The following is a 22,132-nucleotide window of genomic DNA, read 5'->3' as shown; positions in this document are numbered from 1 at the left end:
TTACGCATACAATAATAATCGTCTTCTGGCAGCAGAAGCCTCGCCCGCAAGAGCCTTGGGTCGAAAATGAAGATATTCGGGTTTCAACTGATCTACGGTGATTTTCTCGCCCGCAGTGTGCGGGGCATCTCCTGTGCGCCACCCACCGGTCTCAGCATTGCTTACAACTAACCTTAGTTAATTGATAAAAAATGATGAGGCGCCAACCATGGCAGATTTATACGAAAACCCAATGGGCCTGATGGGCTTTGAATTCATCGAGCTCGCATCGCCGACCCCGAACACCCTGGAGCCGATCTTCGAGATCATGGGTTTCACCAAGGTGGCGACCCACCGTTCCAAGGACGTGCACCTGTATCGCCAGGGCGCGATCAACCTGATCCTCAACAATGAACCTCACAGCGTGGCGTCGTACTTTGCGGCCGAGCATGGTCCGTCAGTGTGCGGCATGGCGTTTCGCGTCAAGGATTCACAAAAAGCCTACAAGCGTGCCCTGGAACTCGGCGCCCAGCCGATCCACATTGAAACCGGCCCGATGGAACTGAACCTGCCGGCGATCAAAGGCATCGGCGGCGCGCCGCTGTACCTGATCGACCGTTTCGGTGAAGGCAGCTCGATCTATGACATCGACTTCGTGTTCATCGAAGGCGTTGACCGCCACCCGGTCGGTGCCGGCCTGAAGATCATCGATCACCTGACCCACAACGTGTATCGCGGTCGCATGGCCTACTGGGCCAACTTCTACGAGAAGCTGTTCAACTTCCGCGAAATCCGCTACTTCGACATCAAGGGCGAGTACACCGGCCTGACCTCCAAGGCCATGACCGCACCGGATGGCATGATCCGCATCCCGCTGAACGAAGAATCGTCCAAGGGCGCCGGGCAGATCGAAGAATTCCTGATGCAGTTCAACGGCGAGGGCATCCAGCACGTTGCCTTCCTGTCCGATGACCTGCTCAAGACCTGGGATCACCTGAAAAGCATCGGCATGCGCTTCATGACCGCGCCGCCAGACACCTACTACGAAATGCTCGAAGGCCGCTTGCCGAACCACGGCGAGCCGGTGGGCGAACTGCAGGCGCGGGGCATTTTGCTGGACGGTTCGTCCGAGTCGGGCGACAAGCGTCTGCTGCTGCAGATCTTCTCGGAAACCCTGATGGGGCCGGTGTTCTTCGAGTTCATCCAGCGCAAGGGCGACGACGGTTTCGGCGAAGGCAACTTCAAGGCTCTGTTCGAATCCATCGAGCGTGACCAGGTTCGTCGTGGCGTTCTCTCCACCGACTAATCTGTAGACGCTGTAAAAAACTGTGGGAGCGGGCTTGCTCGCGAAAGCGGTTGTACATTCAACATTAATGTTGACTGACACACCGCTTTCGCGAGCAAGCCCGCTCCCACATTTGTTATGTGTGGCCTTAAGGTCTGCGTTGTCGCACCAGGTGCTTGAACCCTTCGAACACCAGCACCAGCACGGCCATCCAGATCGGGATGTATGTCAGCCATTCGCCGGCCTTGATGCTCTCTCCCAGTAGCAACGCCACGCCCAGCAGCAGCACCGGTTCGACGTAGCTCAACAAGCCGAACAGGCTGAACGGCAGCAGGCGGCTGGCAATGATGTAGACCACCAGTGCCGACGCGCTGATCACGCCGAGTATCGGGATCAACAGCGACAACCATGGATGCTGGTCAAACACACCGAAACCTTGCGCGCCACTCTGAACGAACCAGATGGCCACCGGCAGCGTCAATGCCATGTCCAGCCACAAGCCGCCGAGATTGTCCGTTGCCAAGCGTTTGCGCAGGACAAAGTAGGTCGGATAGCCAATGCAGACCAGCAAGGTCGCCCAGGAAAAACCACCCACCTGATACACCTCGTTGATCACGCCCAGGCAGGCGAACACCACGGCGATTTTTTGCAGATAAGACAGGCGATCGCCATAGGCGAGGCGACCGGTCAGGACCATGGTCAGCGGCAACAGGAAATAGCCGAGTGATACGTCGAGGCTGTAGCCGTTGAGCGGCGCCCACATGAACAGCCACAGTTGCACGCCGAGCAGGGCAGAGGAGGTGATCAGCGCGCCAATCAGTTTCGGATTGGCAATGGCGCGCCGCACAATCTCGAGCACGCGTTTCCACTCCCCGGACCACACCATGAACACGGTCATGCAGGGTACGGTCAGCAGCATGCGCCAACCGAAGATTTCCACGCCGCTCAACGGGGTGAGCAGCGACGTGTAGTAATACATGACGGCAAACAGCACCGAGGCTGAAACCGATAGAGCGATACCTTTAGACAAACTGTCCTCGCGATGTTGAAGGTGAAACGGGGGGCGGAGGATACGTGGTTTTCGGGCCGAATATTGACCAATCAATCAACACAACTCGAATGTGGGAGCGGGCTTGCTCGCGAAAGCGGTGGGTCAAACAACATTGATGTGACTGACACTCCGCCTTCGCGAGCAAGCCCGCTCCCACATTTTGTCTTGTGTTGTGTCAGCTATTGCGCGGTTTGCGCCCCGACACAAAGTGGCTCACATCATTGAACCCCGGTGTTGATGCATGCCCCGGCGTCACCAGCGAATCGATGAACGCCTCGTCTTCAGCCGTGATCTTCACTGCCTGCGCCTTAGTGTAGGCGTCCCACTGCGCTTCGGTGCGCGGCCCGACAATGGCCGAGGTGACTGCGTTGTTGTTCAGCACCCAGGCAATCGCGAACTCGACGATGCCGACTCCGCGCTGCTGGGTGTATTGCTGGATCTGCTGGGCGATACGCAGGGATTCGACGCGCCATTCGGTTTCCAGGATGCGTTTGTCCTGGCGCCCGGCACGGCTGTTGGCGTCCGGTGTCACGTCCGGTGCGTATTTGCCGCTGAGTACCCCGCGCGCCAGCGGACTGTAGGGCACCACGCCCAGACCATAGTTTTGTGCCGCAGTGATCTGCTCGGTTTCAGCCTGGCGGTTGACGATGTTGTACAGCGGCTGGCTGATTACCGGCCGGTCGACCCCCAGCCTGTCGGCCACGCGAATCACTTCAGCGATACGCCAGCCACGGTAGTTCGACAAGCCCCAATAGCGGATTTTGCCCTGGCGAATCAGATCGCCTATGGCCGATACCGTGACTTCCAGCGGCGTATTGTGGTCTTCGCGGTGCAGGTAGTAGATGTCGAGGTAGTCGGTGCCCAGGCGCGTCAGGCTGGCATCGATGCCGTTGAAGAGGTGCTTGCGGCTCAGGCCGCTGCGGTTGGGAACGCCGTCCACGGGGCCGAAGCCGACCTTGGTGGCCAACACCCATTCATGGCGGCGGCTGGCGATAGCCTCGCCGACGATTTCCTCGGAACGGCCGTTGGTGTAGACGTCGGCGGTGTCGATGAAATTGATGCCCTGGTCCCAGGCCTTGTCGATGATTCGCAGGGAATCTTCGGTGCTGGTCTGTTCGCCGAACATCATGGTGCCCAGGGTCAGGGTGGACACCTGCAGACCCGAATAACCCAGTGTGCGATAGCTCATGAGCAAATCCTTTTACCAGTGGGAAAGGCTCAATCAGATACCAGAACAACTGCAGGGATCAAACTGAAATATCGAACACACCAGATCAAATGTGGGAGCGGGCTTGCTCGCGAAGGCGGTGTATCAGACGACATTGATGTTGCCTGACGCTCCCTCTTCGCGAGCAAGCCCGCTCCTACAGGGGGGAAGTGGTGTTTAGGCGCGCAGGGTACGGGTCATGCGCAACGCCAGCAAACTGCCGCAGACAATCACACCCGCCAGCAGGTACAGCGCCGCATCGGTCGAACCGGTGCTGTCCTTGACCCAACCCACCAGATACGGGCTGAGGAAGCCGGCCATCTGTCCCATCGAGTTGATCAGCGCCAGGCCACCCGCAGCGGCGCCAGCACTGAGCAGGGCGGTCGGCACCGGCCAGAACATCGGCAGGCCGGTGAGGGCGCCCATGGTGGCGATGCTTAGGCCGAGAATCGCGATGGCCGGGTTGGCGGCGAAGTTCACCGCGATCAGCAGCCCGAGCGCGCCCATCAGCATCGGCACCACCAGATGCCAGCGACGCTCTTTGCGCAGGTCCGCCGAGCGGCCAACGATCAGCATGAACACTGCCGCCAGCAGGTAGGGAATCGCACTGAGCCAGCCGATCACCAGGTTATCGCTGAAGCCCAGGTTCTTGATGATCGATGGCAGCCAGAAGTTGATCGCGTACACACCGCTCTGGATGCAGAAATAGATCAGGCCGAAGGCCCAGATCGCCGGGTTCTTGAATACCGCCAGCAGCGAATCAGTCGTGGTTTTCGGTTTGTTGGCCAGGTCCTCGGCGTGGTCGGCCTCCAGCACCGAACGCTCGAATGGGGTCAGCCATTTTGCATTGGCGTAACTGTCGCTGAGCAGGAAATAAGCCAGCGTACCGAGGATCACGGTCGGAATACCTTGCAGCAGGAACATCCACTGCCAACCGGCCAAGCCGCCCTGGCCTGCGCCGAAGTGGTTGAGAATCCAGCCGGAGAACGGACTGCCGAGCAGGCCGGATACCGGGATCGCCGACATGAACAAGGCCATGATGCGGCCCCGGCGGAAGGTCGGGAACCATTGCGAGAGATACAACACGACGCCCGGGAAGAACCCGGCTTCGGCAGCACCGGTGAACAGGCGCAGGGTATAGAACTCGGTCGGGGTGGTGACGAACAGCAGACAGGTCGACAGGGAGCCCCAGGCGATCATCATCAGCGCGATCCAGCGCCGCGGGCCGAACTTGGTCAGGGCCAGGTTGCTTGGCACGCCGCACAGCACGTAACCGATAAAGAAGATGCCGGCGCCGAGACCGTACACGGTTTCGCTGAACTTCAGCGCGTCGAGCATCTGCAGCTTGGCGAATCCAACGTTTACCCGGTCGAGGTAGTTGAACAGGTAGCAGATGAAAATGAAGGGGATCAAACGCAGGGTAATGCGCTTGTAGACGGCGTTTTTGTCGTCAGCGATGGCGTCGGACGCTACGGCGCTCTGTGTCATGGCGGCTCTCTCATTATTATGATTTTTTGCGATGCAAAGGGTAACGTTGATCGCCCTGAGAGTCTCGACCACCCTTATGGTGGCTGTCTTTGTGCCTGAGCACAGGGTTTGCAACCAAGGCCTGTGCGGGTGAACAACCCGTTCCATCACCGTCTTCAAGGATCACTTGCATGTTCGAACTCGATCACGACCTGGCCCAGGACATCGTCGACCGGGCGATGGCTATCCTGCCATACAACGTCAACGTCATGGACAGCCAGGGCTTGATCCTCGGCAGTGGCGAACCGGAGCGGGTCAACACCCGGCATGAGGGGGCGCAACTGGTATTGGCCAACGGCCGCGTGGTGGAGATCGATGCGCAGACAGCGATTCATCTCAAGGGCGTGCAGCCAGGCATCAACCTGCCGTTGTGGCTTGATCAGCGCCTGATCGGCGTGCTGGGTATCACCGGCGAACCCGAGCAACTGCGCACCTACGCCGAGTTGGTGCGCATGACCGCCGAAATGCTGGTGGGCCAGCGCAACCAGCAGGCCGAACAGCAATGGCGACGCCAGCGCTGCGATGATTTGCTGGCGCTGCTGCTCAGCGAAGCCGGGGATTCTCCGCGACTGGTCGATGAAGCGCAGCAGTTGGGCCTCAAGCCACGGATGACCCGAGTGCCATACCTGTTCGAACTGGGCCTGGAGCACGCCCCGGGGCAAACCGTCGAGGCACTCAGTGCCTGGTTGACGAGCCGTTACCCCGACAGTTGGTGCGTGAGTTCGGCCAAAACCTCGTTGCTCTGGTGCCGGCCAGCCAGCCAGACGATCGAGAACGAGCGCTTGCTGGACAAACTCGACGGCCTGGGCTGGAACATCCTGCGCATAGCCGTGGGTGGTCAGGCCGATGGACTGGCGGGTTTGCGCCGCTGCTATCGCCGGGTCGGTGACTTGCTGGCCTACGGTCGCGATGTATTGCCGCGCTCCAGATTGCTGACGCTGACCCGCTATCGGCTACCGGTGATGCTCTGGCGCCACCGCAACGACGACGCCCTCGACGAATTGCTCAACCCGCTGCGCAAAGTCATTGCCAAGGACAGCAATGGTCAATTACTGGCGACCCTGCGCAGTTGGTGCGAACACGACGGCCAGAGCCAGGCCTGCGCCGATGCCCTGGGCATCCATCGCAACAGTCTGCGTTATCGCATGGAACGCATCGCCGAACTGAGCGGGGTTGATCCTCTACGCCTGGACGGCATGCTCGCACTGTACCTCGGCGTGCAATTACTCCCACAAACCGACGTAAACCCGTAGCAGCTGCCGAGCCTGCGAGGCTGCGTTCGGCGGCGAAGCCGTCGTGAACTCAAACGCTGCGGTGTTTCAGGAAAACCGCATGCATAGGATTGACGACGGCTCCGCCGCCGAACGCAGCCTCGCAAGCTCGGCAGCTGCTACACGTGAAGGTCGCAGGAAGAAGGTTTTGTGGAAATGAACAATAATCCTCAAAGCCGCTTGTGCAGCGGACCGGCGTTATTGTTCATGACGGCTGGCAGCATGTGGACATTGGAACTGGAGAATTCCCATGAAAATCGTGATCGCCCCCGATTCGTTCAAGGACAGCCTCAGCGCTCAAGGCGTGGCCGATGCCATCGCGTTGGGGCTGGCGCAGGTGTGGCCGGATGCTCAATTGATCAAGTGCCCGATGGCCGACGGCGGGGAAGGGACTGTCGAGTCGATTCTTGCCGCGTGCGAAGGCGAACTGCGCCGCACTGTGGTTCGCGGGCCGCTGGGGGCAACGGTGGATGCCGCCTGGGGCTGGTTGCCGCAGAGCCACACCGCGATCATCGAAATGGCCGAGGCCAGTGGTTTGCAGTTGGTCCCGGTGGCGCAACGGGATGCGTGCATTAGCAGCACCTTTGGCACTGGGCAATTGATCCGTGCCGCGCTGGATGCCGGTGCACAACGGGTGATCCTGGCGATTGGCGGCAGTGCGACCAATGATGGCGGCGCGGGTGCCATGCAGGCCTTGGGTGTGAAACTGCTGGACGCTCAGGGGCAGACGCTGTCACCGGGCGGTCTCGCCCTTGGGCAATTGGCGCACATTGACCTGAGCGACATCGATCCGCGACTGGCGCAGGTACGCTTCGACATCGCCGCCGACGTCAACAACCCGCTGTGCGGTCCCCACGGCGCCTCGGCGATTTTTGGCCCGCAAAAAGGCGCCTCGCCCGCACAGGTCGAGCAACTGGACCGCGCTCTCAGGCACTTTGCCGGGCATTGCGCGACAGCCTTGAACAACGATGTCCGTGACGAACCGGGCAGTGGCGCGGCAGGTGGCCTGGGGTTTGCCGCCAAAGCGTTCCTGGGCGCGCAATTCAAGGCCGGGGTCGAGGTGGTTGCCGAGCTGGTGGGCCTGGCCGAGGCGGTTGCAGGCGCCGACCTGGTGATCACCGGTGAAGGGCGTTTCGATGCGCAAACCCTGCGCGGCAAGACGCCGTTTGGTGTGGCGCGTGTCGCCAGGCAGCACGGTGTGCCGGTCATCGTCATTGCCGGCACGCTGGGCGACGGTTATCAGGCGCTCTATGAGCATGGCATCGACGCGGCGTTTGCCCTGGCGAGCGGGCCGATGACCCTCGAGCAGGCTTGTGCCGAAGCACCGCGTTTGCTGCGTGAGCGGGCGAGCGATGTGGCCCGGGTGTGGCGGGTGGCCAGAGCCCAGGTGCGGATCGGGCCCGAAGAATAAAGGGCATCCCTGCAATAGTGGCGCATTTCCTGAATTGAGATAGGGTTGAGGCTGGAGCACCCGCGCGACAGGAGAACGACATGCGCTATTCAGCCTTGACTCAACGAATCGCCGGAGACGGAGCGGCGGCCTGGCAGATTCACGATCGAGCGCTGGCGTTGCGCGAGCAGGGCGTCGATGTCTTGCTGCTGTCGATCGGTGACCCGGATTTCGACACCCCGCAACCGATTGTCCAGGCGGCCATTGCCAGCCTGTTGGCCGGTGATACGCACTATCCTGAAGTGCGCGGCAGTCGAGGGCTGCGCGACAGCATTGCCCGCCGGCATCGGCACCGTAGCGGTCAGGCGGTGGATGCTGAACATGTGATCGTCTTTCCAGGCGCGCAGTGCGCGGTGTATTCGGTGGCGCAATGCCTGCTCGATCCGGGCGATGAAGTGATAGTCGCCGAGCCGATGTACGTGACTTATGAAGGCGTGATCGGCGCTTGTGCGGCCACAGTGGTCCCGGTGCCAGTGCGTCCGCAGAACGGGTTTCGCGTCGACCCGGCGGATGTCGCGGCACGGATCACGCCGAAAACACGCGCCATCCTGCTCAACAGTCCGAACAATCCATCCGGCGCCAGTTTGTCACTAGCGAGCTGGCAGGAGCTGGCGGCGCTGTGCATTCGCCACGATTTGTGGCTGATCAGCGATGAGGTCTACAGCGATCTGCTGTACGAGGGTGAGCACATCAGTCCGGCGAGTCTGCCGGGCATGGCCGAACGGACGGCGACGATCAACAGCCTGTCCAAGTCCCACGCCATGAGCGGCTGGCGAGTGGGCTGGGTGATCGGGCCCAAACCCATGGCCGGGCATCTGGTCAACTTGTCGCTCAGCATGTTGTTCGGTATCCCGGATTTCGTGCAGAACGCCGCGCAGTTGGCGCTGGACCGGGACCTGCCGGAAGTGGCCTCGATGCGCGAAGAGTATCGCCAGCGTCGTGACCTTGTGTGTACAAGTCTCGATCATTGCGCCGGTCTGCGGGCGATCCGCCCCGATGGCGGCATGTTCGTGATGGTCGATGTGCGCCCCACCGGGTTGTCGGCCCAGCATTTCGCCGAGCGGCTGCTGGAACGGTACGGTGTGTCGGTATTGGCCGGTGAAGCCTTCGGACCGAGTGCGGCGGGGCATATCCGCATCGGCCTGGTGGTCGATCGGCCGAAACTGGCGGATGCCTGTCGGCGCATCGCGCTGTGTGCCACGGACGCGCTCGAAGCACGCCGCGCCTGATGCCACCACTCGCCCGTAGCAGCTGGCGGAGCCTGCGTCCGGCTGCGCAGCAGTCGTAAAACCTGAGTGCGAGGTCTACCTGAAACACCGTGTTGTCTGATTTCGCGACTGCTACGCAGCCGGACGCAGGCTCCGCCAGCTGCTACAAGGGAGGCTGCCTCAACCTCGCCACGCCGCCCCATTCACCAGATTCACCGGCCGCTCACCCGCCAGCGCCGCCAATAGATTGTCCACCGCGCAGCTGGCCATGGCTTCCCGGGTTTCATGGGTCGCCGAGCCTATGTGCGGTGTCGCTACCACATTGTCCAGCTGCAAGAGTGGCGAGTCGGGATGCAACGGCTCGCGCTCGAACACATCCAGTCCCGCCGCGCGAATCTGTCCCGCACGCAAGGCTTCAATCAGCGCCGCCTCGTCCACTACCTTGCCCCGGGAGATGTTGATGAAGATGCTCTGCGGGCGCATCAGGGCGAACTGTTCGGCGCCGATCAGGCCTTCGGTGTCTGCGGTCAGTGGCAGCGTCAGGCAAATGAAGTCCGCTTGTTGCAGCAGTTCGGGCAGGGTCCGGTACTGCGCATTGAAACGCTGCTCCACCGCCGGTTTCGGCGACTGGCTGTGATAGATCACCGGCATGCCAAAACCGCAATGCCCGCGCTGGGCCAGTGCCTCGCCGATGCGCCCCATGCCGATGATGCCCAGGGTCTTGCCATGCACGTCGCTGCCGAAATGCGCGGGGCCGATGTTGCGCTGCCAACCGCCTGCGCGGACAAGGTTCGCCAGTTCCACGACGCGCCGGGCCGTGGCCAGGATCAAGGCGAAACCGGTGTCGGCGGTGGTTTCGGTGAGCACGTCCGGCGTGTTGCTGAGCAGGATGCGCCGCTCGCTCAGGTAGTCGATATCGTAGTTGTCGACGCCCACCGAAATGCTGGCAATGGCTTCAAGGTTCGGCGCGAGGTCGAGCAGTTCGGCATCCAGTTTCAGGCTGGCACCGAGCAGGCCGTGGGCGCGGGGCAGGGCGTTGCGCAGCTTGGCCAGGCCTTCGCTGTCGAGGTTGTCGATCAGCGTCACTTCGGCCTGCTCGTGCAGGCGAGCCATCAGCAACGGTGAAAGTTTCTTGTACAGGACCACCTGCTTTTTCATGGTATTCATCTCGAAATCAATTCAGGAATGGGCTGTAGCGGTGCGCGCTACGGTAGCCGTGGGCCGCTCCCGGTCGCTGGCACCGGGCTTGAGGAAAATGGTCAGCAGCACCGAGAGCATCAAGGCGCCGCTCATCAACAGGTACGAGGCGCCGGGCGAACCGGTGGAGCTGTTCAGGTAGCCGACCAAATAGGAGCCGCCAAACGAACCGAGGGCGCCCATGCTGTTGATCAGCGCCATGGCGCCGCCCGCAACGTTGGCTGGGAGGATTTCCGGGATGATCGCGAAGAACGGGCCGTAGGGCGCGTACATACAGGCACCGGCAATCACCAGCAGCGTGTAGGACCACCAGAAATGCTCGGCCCCTAGGGCATAGGAGCCGTAGAACGCAATCGAGGCGATCAGCAGCGGCGGCCAGACGAAGCGTTTGCGTTTTTGCAGCTTGTCCGAACCCCAGGACACCAACAGCATGCCGATCACTGCCGCCAGGTACGGCAGCGCGGAGAGCCAGCCGGCCTGGACCATGTCCATCTGCGCGCCGGCCTTGAGGATCGACGGCAGCCAAAGCACGAAGCCGTAGACGCCGATGCTCCAGCAGAAAAACTGCAAGGCCAGGATGATCACTTTCGGCGAGCGGAAGGCTTCGGCGTAGTTCTTCACGGCCTTGATGCCAACCTGCTCGGCGGCCAGTGCGCTTTCCAGATCCTGCTTTTCCTGATCGTTGAGCCACTTGGCTTGCGACGGACGATCATCGGCCAGACGCCACCAGATGAAAGCCCAGAGCACTGCCGGCAAACCTTCGACAATGAACATCCAGCGCCAGCTGTAGTGCTGCACCAGATACCCTGACACCACCGACATCCAGAGCATGGTCACCGGGTTGCCGAGAATCAGGAAGGTGTTGGCCCGCGAGCGTTCGGCGCGGGTGAACCAGTGGCACAGGTAGATCAGCATCGCCGGCATCACCGCGGCCTCGACCACGCCGAGCATGAAACGAATGACGATCAGCCAATAGGCGTTGGAGACGATACCGGTCAAAGTCGCGAGGCTGCCCCAGAGGATCAGGCTGACGAAAATCAGCTTCTTCACACTGTGTTTTTGCGCGTAGATCGCGCCAGGCACCTGGAAGAAAAAGTAACCGAGGAAGAACAGCGCGCCGAGCATCGACGACAGGCCCGGCGTGATCATCAGGTCGGCAGCCATGCCGGAGGCGGCGGCAAAGCCGTAGTTGGCGCGATCCAGATACGCCAGGCTGTAAGTGATGAACACGATGGGCATGATGTACCACCAGCGGCGGGTGGCGAGCGTTGCGGTTTTCATGAGTGGTGCTCCTGAGCTTGTTGTTTTTGTCGCAGCAGGTAACGGGTTCAAAATTTTCAGTGACCGTTCTGGCCCCTACAGGGGATTTACGTTGGAATACGATCCAGTGTGGGAGCGGGCTTGCTCGCGAAGGCGGCCTCAAATTCGCTGACCATCTCGGCTCTGGTAGGCAACCCCTCCATATCCCCCCGGCTCTGAACCGCCCGGCTGCCAATCCAGTTGGCGCGCTTCACGGCATCGGCAAAGCTCTGGTTTTCCAGCAGCGCGCTGATCATGCCGACAGCAAAACCATCACCGGCGCCCACCGTATCGACCACCGTTGCCACCGGCACGCCAGCGACGAAACCTTGATCAAGATGGGTGCGGTAGTAAGCACCGTGGGGCCCAAGCTTGATCGCCACGGCTTCGGCGCCCTGGTCGAGGTAGAACGCGGCGATGTCCGCCGGGTCTTCGAAACCGGTCAGCAAGCGACCTTCACTCAACCCCGGCAGCACCCAATGGGCGAGGGCGGCGAGGCGGTTGATCTCGCTGATCATTTGTTGCTCGCTGGCCCACAGGCTGGGACGCAGGTTCGGGTCGAAGGACACGCTGCGCCCGGCATCGCGCATGCAGGTCATCAATTCAAACGACATCTGCCGGGCAGTTTCCGACAGCGCCGGGGGAATGCCGGTGGCGTGCAGGTGCCGGGCCTTGAGCAATTCGGGGACGATCGAGTGCGACGACAGGTGACTGGCCGCAGAGCCGCGTCGGAAGTACTCGACGGACGGATCGCTGCCATCATCCGTGCGGGACTTGAGTTGAAAACCGGTGGGGTGGGCAGCGTCGATGTCGACGTGACGGCAATCCAGGCCTTCTTTTTCCAGGGTATCGACCACGAACCGACCCAACGAATCGGCCCCGACCCGGCTCAACCACGCCACCTTGAAACCCAGCCGCGACAAACCGATCGCAACATTGCTGTCAGCCCCGGCGATGCGTTTGTGGAAAGCGCCAACGCTGGCCAGATCACCAGCCTGCTCGGCGACGAACATCGCCATGGTTTCACCGAACGAGAGGATATCGAACTCAGACATGAGCGCTCTCCAACTGCGATTGGCCGAGGTGAGCGAGGGCGACCACATGTTCGCGGGTCAGTTGCACCAGGTCATCGCCTTGCAGCGGATATTCCGCGGCACGCATAACGCCTTGGGCCATGTGTCGCAGCAGCTGTTCCCACTGTTGCAAGTCGCTTGCGGTCGGCGGGATGGCGACCAGCTTGCCGTCGGCGCGACGCGTAACCGCTTTGCAGTGCACATAGCCGACATGGCGTCCGAGAAGGCGCGCGGCGCTGGCGGCGGACTGGTCCTGCCAGTGCCAGTTGCCGATATCGAAGGTCATTTTGATCGGTAGCTTGTGCTGTTCGACGTCCGCGAAAAAACGCTGGAACGGCTCGATGCGACCGCCGTGCAAGGTCTGGTCGTTTTCCACCAGTAACTGCACGGGGCTGGCGTCCAGCAGCCGGGCGAGGGATTGCAGATCGCGGTTGTCAGTGAAATAACCCAGCGACACTTTCAACCATTTGGCGCCGAACGCCTCGGCGCGTTGCAGGGCGCGGATCAGTTCAAGGTTGGGCTTCGATTGGCCAGCCAGCCACAGTTCCATCGGTGAGGAATACACGCTCTCCAGACCCTCGGCCCGGGTCACCTCCGCCAGTTGCGCAGGCACTTCGCCGGTCAGCAATTCTTCGCGCCATTCGATGTGCGTGGCGCCGGCGGCGGCCAGCACTTCGATGAAACTGCCTTGGCCGCGTTGGCGCACAAGGTCGGCGCCGTAGCTCGACAGGCTGATGGAAATGGCTGGTTTGTTCATTGTTGTTTTACCTCTGAAACCGGTTTCATTTTTGTTCAAAAAAATAGTGGGTGATCTTGATGGCCTCTTCGCGAGCAAGCCCGCTCCCACAGGGGAATGCATTCCAAATGTGGGAGCGGGCTTGCTCGCGAAGGGGCCATAACATTCACCGAGAATTTCCAAGGGTCGACCCTCTAACAATCAACCGCGCCGAAAAATCCAAAGTCCTCACCGCCCCGTCATCCCCGCGCAACCGCTTGAGCAAACACTCAAACGCACTGGCGCCAATCTCGGTGGTCGGCTGAGCCAGCGCGGTTATCCCGCTACCCACCAACGGATACCAATCCAGATCATCCAGAGCAATCAGACCCACATCCTCGAACAGCTTGCACTTGAGTTCACGCAACGCATGGGTGCAGGCCAGCGCCGCGATCCCGTTCGCGCAAAACAGCGCTTTCGGGCCAGGGCCGGGCGTGTCGAGAAAGGTTTTAAGTTGTGCAGTCAGTTCGCTGCCGGTTTCGATGATGCTGCCATGGAGAGCCGGGCGCAGGGCAATTTGCGCCCTGAAACTGCCGACCCGTTCGATCCGCGAACTGGTGCCGTCGAACGGTTCTGTCACCATCAACACATCGCGGTAGCCGCGCTCTTCAAGATGCGCGAGGGCCATCTCAACGGCTGCCGGATTGTCCAGCCCGACCATGTCGCTCTCAAGGTGTTCGACCTTGCGGTCCACCAGCACCAGGGGCATTTCCCGGTGTAGCTCGTGCAACTCGTCACGGTGATGGCCGAGGGTGTTCACGATCAGGCCTTCGATGTTGTACGAGCGCAGCAAGGCCAGGTGTTGACGTTCCTGCTCGTCATCGCGGTCGGTGTTGCACACCACCAGGCTGTAGCCATGCTGACGGCAGGCGGTTTCCACCCCGTGCATCACGGCAATTGAATAAGGGTTGCGGATATCGGCCACCAGCATGCCGATCAGGCGGGTGCGCCCGCGCTTGAGGCCGCGGGCCATCTGGTTCGGGCGATAGCCCAACTCAGCAATCGCCTGCTCGATACGTTGGGCAATGGCATCGGAGAGCAGGGCGCGGTCTTCGCCGATGAACCGCGAAACGCTGGCCTTGGAAACCTTGGCGTGTTCGGCCACGTCGAGCATGGTCACGCGGCTGCGTTGGGCGGCGGAGAAATCGTTCACGGTCTGAAACCTTCTTATTGGATTTATAAGGTTTGCGCAATGCGCTGAAACCGGTTTCAGAAGACACCAAAACCAAATGCCTCGTCAAGCCCCTGAGTCGATTTATACCGACGGGCGGATTCAGGACGATGACTGGAACGTTTGTGCAACTGTCAGTTGAACAACCCGGCGGCTATGTTGATCGAGAATCCAAGGATGGCCGTGTTGAACAGAAAACCGATCAACGATTGCGCCAGTACAATCTTGCGCAACTCCCGGGTCGCCACGCCTACGTCCGAGGTCTGCACCGCTACGCCGACGGTGAAGGAGAAATACAGGAAGTCCCAGTAATTGGGGGTCGTCAGGCCTTCGGCAAAGCGCAGAGCCGGTTCCTTGCCTTCCCAGGTGTAGAACAGTCGCGCGTAATGCACGCTGAAAATCACCCCGATCAGCAGCCACGAGCCGATCACCGTCAGGGCAGTGAAGCCGTAGTGCAACAGCTTGCGCGTGGTTTCCAGGTCTTTGCTGCCAGCCAGTTCGAAGGTGATGGTCGCCAGGCTGGCCAATGCGGCGATGCACACGAGTGCCAGCACCAACCCGGCGTTTTCGTCCTCGATTTCGGCGATGCGTTTTACGTCAGTCGCTTTCGAACGCACGGTGAGCCAGAACATCAGCAACAGGTAGATCCAGACGCCGGCATTCCAGCCGAAGAGGATCTTGCTGATCGGCGAATCGGCTGGAGCCAGAATGCCCACCGCGATGCCCAGCAGGATGGCGGCGGACAGGCGAGGGTGGGTGTGGGTGAGGAAGGACATGGAGGCTCGATGGGGTTGGGGCTATGCCAACACCTTAGCCCAGGTGGGCACAATCTTGAAATCACGGAGATCCCTTGTGGGAGCGGGCTTGCTCGCGAAGGCGGACTGTCAATCAACACGGATGTCGAATGTGACGGCCTCTTCGCGAGCAAGCCCGCTCTCACATTGGGACAGTGGTGTTGATCAGATGTTTTTATGGCGCCTGCGCACCAGTTTCATCACCACCACAAAAAACACCGGCACGAATACCACGGCCAACGTCGCCGTGATCATCCCGCCGATCACCCCGGTGCCGATGGCCTGCTGGCTTGCCGAACTGGCGCCGGTCGCGATCGCCAACGGCACCACGCCAAGGATGAACGCCAGCGAAGTCATGACAATCGGCCGCAACCGCAGGCGTGCCGCTTGCAGGGTCGCGTCGATCAGGTCGTGGCCTTCGTCGTACAGGCTCTTGGCGAACTCGATGATCAGGATCGCGTTCTTCGCCGACAGGCCGATGATGGTGATCAGCCCGACCTTGAAGAACACATCGTTGGGCATCCCGCGCAAGGTCACGGCCAGCACCGCGCCGAGCACACCCAGTGGCACCACCAGCAGTACCGAGGTCGGAATCGACCAGCTTTCGTACAACGCCGCCAGGCACAGGAACACGATCAACAGCGACAGCCCCAGCAGGATCGGCGCCTGACTGCCGGACAAACGTTCCTGCAACGACAACCCGGTCCATTCCTGGCCCAGGCCGGCCGGGCCTTGCGCCACCAGGCGCTCGATCTCGGCCATGGCCTCACCGGTGCTGTGGCCCGGCGTCGGTTCACCGGAAATGCTGATCGCCGGGTAGCCGTTGTAGCGGGTCAGCTGCGCCGGGCCCTGAGTCCACGTGGCCTGCACGAAGGCTGACAACGGCACCATTTTTTCATGGGTGTTGCGCACATGAATCTTCAGCAGGTCAGCCACCTGGCTGCGCTGGTCGCCCTCGGCCTGCACCACGACGCGCTGCATCCGCCCCTGATTGGGGAAGTCGTTGATGTAGGCCGAGCCTACGGCCGTGGACAGCACGTTGCCGACGTCGGCAAAAGACACACCCAGCGCGTTGGCCTGCTTGCGGTCGACGATCAGTTGCACCTGCGGTGCTTCGGCCAGGGCGCTTTCGCGCACGTTCATCAGGATCGGGCTTTTTTCGGCCGCCGCGAGTAACGCGGTACGGGCCTCCATCAACTTCGCATGACCGAGACCGCCGCGGTCCTGCAGGCGGAACTCGAAACCGCTGGAGGTGCCGAGGCCATCGACAGGCGGCGGCAGTACGGCAAACGTCACCGCGTCCTTGATCTGGCTGAGGGCGACGTTGGCCCGGTCGGCAATCGAGCCGGCCGAATCGTCACTGTCCCGCTCGGACCAGTCTTTCAGCGTGCTGAACGCCAGCGCCGCATTCTGCCCGCTGCCAGAGAAGCTGAAACCGAGAATCACCACGCTGTCCCGAATGCCCGGTTCCCCGGCGTTGTGCGCTTCAACCTGCTCGGCCACCTGCACCGTACGGTTCTTGCTTGCACCCGGTGGCAGCTGAATGTCGGTGATGGTGTAACCCTGGTCTTCCACCGGCAGGAACGAAGAGGGCAGGCGACTGAAGCACACGCCAAGACCCACCAGCAGTACGCCGTAGATCAGCAGAAAGCGCCCGCTGCGTTTCAGCGCATAGGCGACCCAGCCTTGATAGCGCCCGGTCAGTTGCTCGAAACGACGGTTGAACCAGCCAAAGAAACCGGTTTTTTCATGGTGCTCGCCTTTGGCAATCGGCTTGAGCAACGTCGCGCACAAGGCCGGGGTCAAGGTCAGGGCGAGGAATGCCGAGAACAGGATCGAGGTGGCCATCGACAGCGAGAACTGCTGGTAAATCACTCCGACCGAACCCTGCATGAAGGCCATCGGAATGAACACCGCGACCAGCACCAGGGTGATGCCGATGATTGCCCCGGTGATCTGCTTCATGGCCTTGCGCGTGGCGTCCTTGGGCGACAAGCCCTCGGTGGCCATGATCCGCTCGACGTTCTCCACCACCACGATGGCGTCGTCCACCAGAATGCCGATGGCCAGCACCATACCGAACATGGTCAGCACGTTGATCGAAAACCCGAGCGCCAGCATCGTCGCAAAAGTGCCCATCAACGCCACCGGCACCACCAGTGTCGGAATCAGCGTGTAGCGGATGTTTTGCAGAAACAGGAACATCACCGCGAACACCAGCAGCATGGCCTCGCCGAGGGTGTAGACGACCTTGGTGATCGACACTTTGACAAAGGGCGAGGTGTCGTACGGGATCTTGTATTCGACGTTCGCCGGGAAGTAGCGCGACAGCTCATCCATTTTCGCCCGCACCAGGGTCGCGGTGTTCAGCGCGTTGGCACCGGGCGACAACTGCACGGCGACGGCGGTGGATGGCTTGCCGTTCAGGCGCGTGGAAAACTGGTATTCCTGGCTACCGATCTCGACCCGTGCCACATCGCCGATGCGCACGGTAGAACCATCCGGGTTGGCCTTGAGGACGATGTCGGCAAACTCTTCGGGGGTCGACAACTGCCCCTTGACCAGAATGGTCGCGGTGATTTCCTGGGTGGTTCGGGTCGGCAGATCGCCGATGCTGCCTGCCGACACTTGGGCGTTCTGCGCCACGATGGCGGCGTTGATGTCCGCCGGCGTCAGGTTGAAGGCGATCAGTTTCTGCGGGTCGATCCAGATCCGCATCGCCCGCTCGGCACCATACAACTGTGCCTTGCCGACGCCGTCCAGACGCTTGATCTCGTTCATCACGTTGCGCGCCAGGTAATCGCTGAGCGCTACGTCGTCGAGTTTGCCGTCGCTGGACGTCAGGGTGATCAACAGCAGGAAACCGGAGGAGACTTTCTCTACCTGCAAACCTTGCTGGGTCACCGCTTGCGGCAAGCGCGACTCCACGGCTTTCAGGCGGTTTTGCACATCGACCTGTGCCAGTTCCGGGTTGGTGCCGGGCTGGAAGGTCGCCTTGATGGTGGCGCTGCCCAGGCTGCTCTGGGACTCGAAATACAACAGGTGATCGGCGCCGTTGAGTTCTTCTTCAATCAGGCTGACCACGCTCTCGTCCACGGTTTGCGCCGAAGCGCCCGGATACACGGCGTAGATTTCGATTTGTGGCGGCGCGACATCGGGGTATTGCGCCACCGGTAGTTGCGGAATGGCCAGCGCACCGGCCAGCAGGATGAACAGTGCAACCACCCAGGCGAATACCGGGCGGTCGATAAAGAACTGCGGCATAAAAAAGCATCCTGCTTACTGACCAGTCACCTGGGCAAGTGGAAGAGGGGTGTCGTCGATCTGTACTTTTTCGCCGACGCGGGCGTGCTGCAGGCCCTCGATGACGACGCGGTCGCCCGCTTTCAGACCTGAGGTGACGATCCAGCGATCGTTCTGCACGGCGCCCAGTTCGACCGGTTGCTGCCCGACTTTCTGTTCAGTGTCGAGCAGCAGCACTTGGGCGATGCCGGCGCTGTCGCGCTGGATGGCCCGTTGCGGCACGCTGATGCCTTGCTGGTTGACCGCTTGTTCCAGGCGTACGCGGACGAAACTGCCCGGCAGCAAGTCGAGGTCGGGGTTGGGGAACTCGCTGCGCAGGATGATCTGGCCGGTGCCCGGGTCGACGGTGATGTCGCTGAACAGCATTTTGCCCGGCAGCGGGTAGAGGCTGCCGTCATCCTGAATCAGCGTGGCCTTGGCCTGGTCCTGGCCGACCTGCTGCAACTGGCCGGAACGGAAGGCGCGGCGCAGTTCGTTGAGTTCGCGGGTGGACTGGGTCAGGTCGGCATGAATCGGGTTCAACTGCTGAATCAGCGCCAGCGGTGTGGTTTCGTTCTGCCCGACCAGCGCGCCTTCGGTGACCAGCGCCCGGCCGATGCGCCCGGAAATCGGCGCGGTGACGGTGGCGTAACCGAGGTTCAATCGGGCGCGCTCCACCGCCGCCTTGTTGGCAGCAACATCGGCGGCGGTCTGCCGCGCATTGGCCCGGGCGTTGTCGTAGTCCTGACCGCTGATGGCCTTGTCGTCGATCAACTGGGCGTAGCGCTGTTCCTGCAATCTGGCCTGGAACGCGTTGGCTTCGGCCTTGCGCAACGCCGCTTCGGCGCTGTCCAGGTCAGCCTTGAATGGCGCCGGGTCGATGCGGAACAAAACATCGCCCTGTTTCACATCACTGCCTTCACGGAAGGTCCGCTGCAAGACTACGCCGGCCACGCGGGCACGCACTTCGGCCATGCGCGGCGCAGCAATCCGCCCGCTCAGTTCGCTGCTGATGGTCAGTGGCCGCGCTTCGATGGTCTCGATGCGCACCGTGGCCAGCGGCGCCTGTTCCTCGGCATTCGAGGACTTGTCACACGCGCCCAGTGTCAACGCCAGTGCAATCAGGCTGAGCCTGGCAAGCAGATTCTTCGACATGTAATACCCCAATAAAGACTCCCTGCATCCTACCGGGCGAAGGCGAGGGTAGCGGTGAAGCTTTGTTGGCGCTGTGTGAAATTGTGTAAGGGTTTTACTCATGTGTGGGTGAGGGCGTATATCCTTCACAACTTGATTCCTTATGCGACTGCTGTGCCGCCTTCGCGAGCAAGCCCGCTCCCACATTGGAACTGATTCGCACACAACCCCTGTGGGAGCGGGCTTGCCCGCGAAGAGGCCGGCACAGACGCCACTGCTTTTTTCTGGAAACACCCAATGCCCAACATCCTCCTGGTCGAAGACGACACCGCCCTCGCCGAACTGATTGCCAGTTACCTGGAACGCAACGGTTACTCCGTCAGCGTGATCGGTCGCGGTGATCATGTGCGCGAACGTGCACGGCTCAATCCGCCGGACCTGGTGATCCTCGACCTGATGCTGCCTGGCCTCGACGGTTTGCAGGTCTGTCGCCTGCTGCGCGCCGATTCCGCGACCTTGCCGATCCTGATGCTCACCGCCCGCGACGACAGCCACGACCAGGTACTGGGCCTGGAAATGGGTGCCGACGACTACGTGACCAAGCCCTGCGAACCGCGGGTCCTGCTGGCCCGGGTGCGGACCTTGCTGCGCCGCAGCAGCCTCAGCGAGCCGCAGACCGCCAACGACCGCATTCTGATGGGCAACCTGTGCATCGACCTGTCCGAACGCACCGTGACCTGGCGCGAGCAATTGGTGGAACTGTCCAGCGGTGAGTACAACCTGCTGGTGGTACTGGCCCGGCATGCCGGTGAAGTGCTGAGCCGCGACCAGATCCTGCAGCGCCTGCGCGGCATCGAATTCAACGGCACTGACCGTTCGGTGGACGTGGCGATCTCCAAGTTGCGGCGCAAATTCGACGATCACGCCGGCGAGGCGCGCAAGATCAAGACTGTGTGGGGCAAGGGTTACCTGTTCAGTCGTTCCGAGTGGGAATGCTGAGCCGATGTTCAGAATCCTCTTTCGTTTGTACCTGGTGACCATCGTCTCGTTCAGCGCGGCGATTTATCTGGTGCCGGATCTGGTGATCAAGGTCTTTCATGAGCGCTTCATTACCTACAACCTCGATTACTCCCGAGGCTTGCAAACCCTGATCGTCAAACAGTTCAAGGCCGTGCCGACCGAACAATGGCCGGCCTTGGCCGCAGACATGGACAAGGAGTTTCATCCGCTGCACATCGTCCTTAGCGGCAACGACGATGCGGATTTTTCCCTTGATGAGCAGCAGCGATTGCAGCGCGGCGAGAACGTGGTGCGGATCGGCGACTGGGGCTGGCGCACTTTGGCAGTGGCACCACTGAACGAGCGCAGCGTGGTGCAAATGGTCGTGCCGCCGGACCCGATGGACGTCAGCCTGTTGTACTGGAGCATCAACGTACTGATCGGCGCGACCATGCTCGCGTGCCTGTTGCTGTGGTTGCGCCCGCACTGGCGTGATCTGGAGCGTCTCAAGGGTGCGGCCGAGCGCTTTGGCAAGGGGCACCTGGGCGAGCGCACGCTCATTTCCCCAAGTTCCAACATTGGCAGCCTGGCCAGCGTTTTCGACACCATGGCCGGCGACATCGAGAACCTGCTCAACCAGCAGCGGGACTTGCTCAATGCGGTATCCCACGAGTTGCGCACGCCATTGACCCGCCTGGATTTCGGCCTGGCACTGGCCCTGTCCGACGACTTGCCAGCGACCAGCCGCGAGCGTCTGCAAAGCCTGGTGGCGCACATTCGTGAGCTCGATGAGCTGGTGCTGGAGTTGCTGTCCTACAGTCGCCTGCAAAACCCGGCGCGGTTAACGGAACAGGTCGAGGTGTCGCTGGATGAGTTCATCGACAGCATTCTGGGTAGCGTCGACGAAGAGCTGGAGTCTCCGGAAATCGTCATCGACGTGCTGCTCCACGGCCAGCTCGAACGCTTCAGCCTGGACCCGCGCCTGACCGCCCGAGCCCTGCAAAACCTGTTGCGAAACGCCATGCGCTACTGCGAAAAGCGTATCCAGATCGGTGTGCAGGTTTATGCCGGCGGCTGTGAAATCTGGGTCGACGATGATGGCATCGGCATTCCGGAGGACGAGCGTGAGCGGATTTTCGAACCGTTCTACCGCCTTGACCGCAGCCGCGACCGCGCCACCGGCGGCTTCGGTCTGGGGCTGGCGATCAGCCGCCGGGCGCTGGAGGCCCAGGGCGGCACGTTGACCGTCGAAGCCTCGCCGCTTGGCGGGGCGAGGTTTCGGTTGTGGTTGCCGACGTTGGTTTGAGTCCTGTAGCAGCTGTCGAGCCTGCGAGGCAGCGTTCGGCTGCGAAGCAGTCGCAGACTCAGGTAAACCGCACTCTCAGGGGGGCGAGGACTGCGTCCTCGAACGCAGCCTCGCAGGCTCGGCA

General features: G+C 61.5%; 17 protein-coding genes. 6 read left to right on the top strand and 11 right to left on the bottom strand.

What is annotated here, in order from left to right:
* Positions 1 to 208 precede the first annotated feature (208 nt).
* Positions 209 to 1,285 carry a 4-hydroxyphenylpyruvate dioxygenase gene (gene hppD, locus PMI28_RS18075; protein ID WP_007979060.1) on the top strand — a complete coding sequence of 359 codons (1,077 nt, stop codon included), beginning with the start codon at positions 209 to 211 and terminating at the stop codon, positions 1,283 to 1,285.
* Between the two features lie 127 nt (positions 1,286 to 1,412).
* Here hppD and rarD read toward each other — a convergent pair whose 3' ends face one another.
* From rarD to PMI28_RS18090, 3 genes are all read right to left on the bottom strand, one after another.
* The gene (gene rarD / locus PMI28_RS18080) at positions 1,413 to 2,294 is read right to left on the bottom strand and encodes an EamA family transporter RarD (RefSeq protein WP_007985480.1); all 882 of its coding nucleotides are present in this window, start codon (positions 2,292 to 2,294) and stop codon (positions 1,413 to 1,415) included.
* 196 nt (positions 2,295 to 2,490) lie between these two features.
* The gene (locus PMI28_RS18085) at positions 2,491 to 3,504 is read right to left on the bottom strand and encodes an aldo/keto reductase (RefSeq protein WP_007985478.1); all 1,014 of its coding nucleotides are present in this window, start codon (positions 3,502 to 3,504) and stop codon (positions 2,491 to 2,493) included.
* A gap of 195 nt (positions 3,505 to 3,699) precedes the next feature.
* Positions 3,700 to 5,010 (bottom strand): MFS transporter, encoded by a 1,311-nt coding sequence (locus PMI28_RS18090; protein WP_007985476.1) that lies wholly within the window; start codon positions 5,008 to 5,010, stop codon positions 3,700 to 3,702.
* A 170-nt stretch (positions 5,011 to 5,180) separates the two neighbouring features.
* On the opposite strand from PMI28_RS18090, the gene PMI28_RS18095 reads away from it, so the two are divergent.
* The 3 genes from PMI28_RS18095 to PMI28_RS18105 all read left to right on the top strand — a co-directional run bounded on the left by PMI28_RS18095 (position 5,181) and on the right by PMI28_RS18105 (position 8,999).
* Complete coding sequence (locus PMI28_RS18095) at positions 5,181 to 6,302, top strand: sugar diacid recognition domain-containing protein (RefSeq protein ID WP_007985474.1); 1,122 nt, start codon at positions 5,181 to 5,183, stop codon at positions 6,300 to 6,302.
* Positions 6,303 to 6,570: 268 nt separating this feature from the next.
* Complete coding sequence (locus PMI28_RS18100) at positions 6,571 to 7,731, top strand: glycerate kinase (protein ID WP_007985472.1); 1,161 nt, start codon at positions 6,571 to 6,573, stop codon at positions 7,729 to 7,731.
* An 80-nt stretch (positions 7,732 to 7,811) separates the two neighbouring features.
* The gene (locus PMI28_RS18105) at positions 7,812 to 8,999 is read left to right on the top strand and encodes a pyridoxal phosphate-dependent aminotransferase (protein WP_007985471.1); all 1,188 of its coding nucleotides are present in this window, start codon (positions 7,812 to 7,814) and stop codon (positions 8,997 to 8,999) included.
* A 159-nt stretch (positions 9,000 to 9,158) separates the two neighbouring features.
* Here PMI28_RS18105 and PMI28_RS18110 read toward each other — a convergent pair whose 3' ends face one another.
* The 8 genes from PMI28_RS18110 to PMI28_RS18145 all read right to left on the bottom strand — a co-directional run bounded on the left by PMI28_RS18110 (position 9,159) and on the right by PMI28_RS18145 (position 19,724).
* Positions 9,159 to 10,136: a 2-hydroxyacid dehydrogenase gene (locus PMI28_RS18110; protein WP_007985470.1), complete on the bottom strand. Its 978-nt coding sequence runs from the start codon at positions 10,134 to 10,136 to the stop codon at positions 9,159 to 9,161.
* Positions 10,137 to 10,157: 21 nt separating this feature from the next.
* The gene (locus PMI28_RS18115) at positions 10,158 to 11,456 is read right to left on the bottom strand and encodes an MFS transporter (protein WP_007985469.1); all 1,299 of its coding nucleotides are present in this window, start codon (positions 11,454 to 11,456) and stop codon (positions 10,158 to 10,160) included.
* A gap of 86 nt (positions 11,457 to 11,542) precedes the next feature.
* Positions 11,543 to 12,529: a sugar kinase gene (locus PMI28_RS18120; protein ID WP_007985468.1), complete on the bottom strand. Its 987-nt coding sequence runs from the start codon at positions 12,527 to 12,529 to the stop codon at positions 11,543 to 11,545.
* The gene (locus PMI28_RS18125; protein WP_007985467.1) at positions 12,522 to 13,304 is read right to left on the bottom strand and encodes a sugar phosphate isomerase/epimerase family protein; all 783 of its coding nucleotides are present in this window, start codon (positions 13,302 to 13,304) and stop codon (positions 12,522 to 12,524) included. The genes PMI28_RS18120 and PMI28_RS18125 overlap by 8 nt, the downstream gene beginning before the upstream one ends.
* 145 nt (positions 13,305 to 13,449) lie before the next feature.
* Positions 13,450 to 14,475: a LacI family DNA-binding transcriptional regulator gene (locus PMI28_RS18130; RefSeq protein ID WP_007985466.1), complete on the bottom strand. Its 1,026-nt coding sequence runs from the start codon at positions 14,473 to 14,475 to the stop codon at positions 13,450 to 13,452.
* A gap of 152 nt (positions 14,476 to 14,627) precedes the next feature.
* The gene (locus tag PMI28_RS18135) at positions 14,628 to 15,269 is read right to left on the bottom strand and encodes a DUF1345 domain-containing protein (protein WP_007985465.1); all 642 of its coding nucleotides are present in this window, start codon (positions 15,267 to 15,269) and stop codon (positions 14,628 to 14,630) included.
* A 183-nt stretch (positions 15,270 to 15,452) separates the two neighbouring features.
* The gene (locus PMI28_RS18140; RefSeq protein WP_007985464.1) at positions 15,453 to 18,551 is read right to left on the bottom strand and encodes an efflux RND transporter permease subunit; all 3,099 of its coding nucleotides are present in this window, start codon (positions 18,549 to 18,551) and stop codon (positions 15,453 to 15,455) included.
* A gap of 15 nt (positions 18,552 to 18,566) precedes the next feature.
* Positions 18,567 to 19,724, bottom strand: coding sequence for an efflux RND transporter periplasmic adaptor subunit (locus PMI28_RS18145; RefSeq protein WP_033063234.1), 1,158 nt, complete (start codon positions 19,722 to 19,724; stop codon positions 18,567 to 18,569).
* Positions 19,725 to 20,000: 276 nt separating this feature from the next.
* On the opposite strand from PMI28_RS18145, the gene PMI28_RS18150 reads away from it, so the two are divergent.
* Together PMI28_RS18150 and PMI28_RS18155 are read left to right on the top strand one after the other, a co-directional pair.
* Positions 20,001 to 20,702: a response regulator transcription factor gene (locus PMI28_RS18150; protein WP_007985461.1), complete on the top strand. Its 702-nt coding sequence runs from the start codon at positions 20,001 to 20,003 to the stop codon at positions 20,700 to 20,702.
* A gap of 4 nt (positions 20,703 to 20,706) precedes the next feature.
* Positions 20,707 to 22,008 carry an ATP-binding protein gene (locus PMI28_RS18155; protein ID WP_007985458.1) on the top strand — a complete coding sequence of 434 codons (1,302 nt, stop codon included), beginning with the start codon at positions 20,707 to 20,709 and terminating at the stop codon, positions 22,006 to 22,008.
* Positions 22,009 to 22,132: the final 124 nt, after the last annotated feature.

This window comes from Pseudomonas sp. GM48 (genome assembly GCF_000282335.1).
Classification (GTDB): Bacteria; Pseudomonadota; Gammaproteobacteria; order Pseudomonadales; family Pseudomonadaceae; genus Aquipseudomonas.
This window is presented reverse-complemented; position numbering and strand designations above follow the sequence as displayed.

What these genes read in the sequence shown, in the direction of transcription:
- hppD (WP_007979060.1), top strand. Translation starts at nt 209, where the DNA reads ATGGCAGATTTATACGAAAACCCAATGGGCCTGATGGGCTTTGAATTC.
- PMI28_RS18085 (WP_007985478.1), bottom strand. Translation starts at nt 3,504, where the DNA reads ATGAGCTATCGCACACTGGGTTATTCGGGTCTGCAGGTGTCCACCCTG.
- PMI28_RS18090 (WP_007985476.1), bottom strand. Translation starts at nt 5,010, where the DNA reads ATGACACAGAGCGCCGTAGCGTCCGACGCCATCGCTGACGACAAAAAC.
- PMI28_RS18095 (WP_007985474.1), top strand. Translation starts at nt 5,181, where the DNA reads ATGTTCGAACTCGATCACGACCTGGCCCAGGACATCGTCGACCGGGCG.
- PMI28_RS18100 (WP_007985472.1), top strand. Translation starts at nt 6,571, where the DNA reads ATGAAAATCGTGATCGCCCCCGATTCGTTCAAGGACAGCCTCAGCGCT.
- PMI28_RS18105 (WP_007985471.1), top strand. Translation starts at nt 7,812, where the DNA reads ATGCGCTATTCAGCCTTGACTCAACGAATCGCCGGAGACGGAGCGGCG.
- PMI28_RS18110 (WP_007985470.1), bottom strand. Translation starts at nt 10,136, where the DNA reads ATGAAAAAGCAGGTGGTCCTGTACAAGAAACTTTCACCGTTGCTGATG.
- PMI28_RS18115 (WP_007985469.1), bottom strand. Translation starts at nt 11,456, where the DNA reads ATGAAAACCGCAACGCTCGCCACCCGCCGCTGGTGGTACATCATGCCC.
- PMI28_RS18120 (WP_007985468.1), bottom strand. Translation starts at nt 12,529, where the DNA reads ATGTCTGAGTTCGATATCCTCTCGTTCGGTGAAACCATGGCGATGTTC.
- PMI28_RS18125 (WP_007985467.1), bottom strand. Translation starts at nt 13,304, where the DNA reads ATGAACAAACCAGCCATTTCCATCAGCCTGTCGAGCTACGGCGCCGAC.
- PMI28_RS18135 (WP_007985465.1), bottom strand. Translation starts at nt 15,269, where the DNA reads ATGTCCTTCCTCACCCACACCCACCCTCGCCTGTCCGCCGCCATCCTG.
- PMI28_RS18140 (WP_007985464.1), bottom strand. Translation starts at nt 18,551, where the DNA reads ATGCCGCAGTTCTTTATCGACCGCCCGGTATTCGCCTGGGTGGTTGCA.
- PMI28_RS18145 (WP_033063234.1), bottom strand. Translation starts at nt 19,724, where the DNA reads ATGTCGAAGAATCTGCTTGCCAGGCTCAGCCTGATTGCACTGGCGTTG.
- PMI28_RS18150 (WP_007985461.1), top strand. Translation starts at nt 20,001, where the DNA reads ATGCCCAACATCCTCCTGGTCGAAGACGACACCGCCCTCGCCGAACTG.
- PMI28_RS18155 (WP_007985458.1), top strand. Translation starts at nt 20,707, where the DNA reads ATGTTCAGAATCCTCTTTCGTTTGTACCTGGTGACCATCGTCTCGTTC.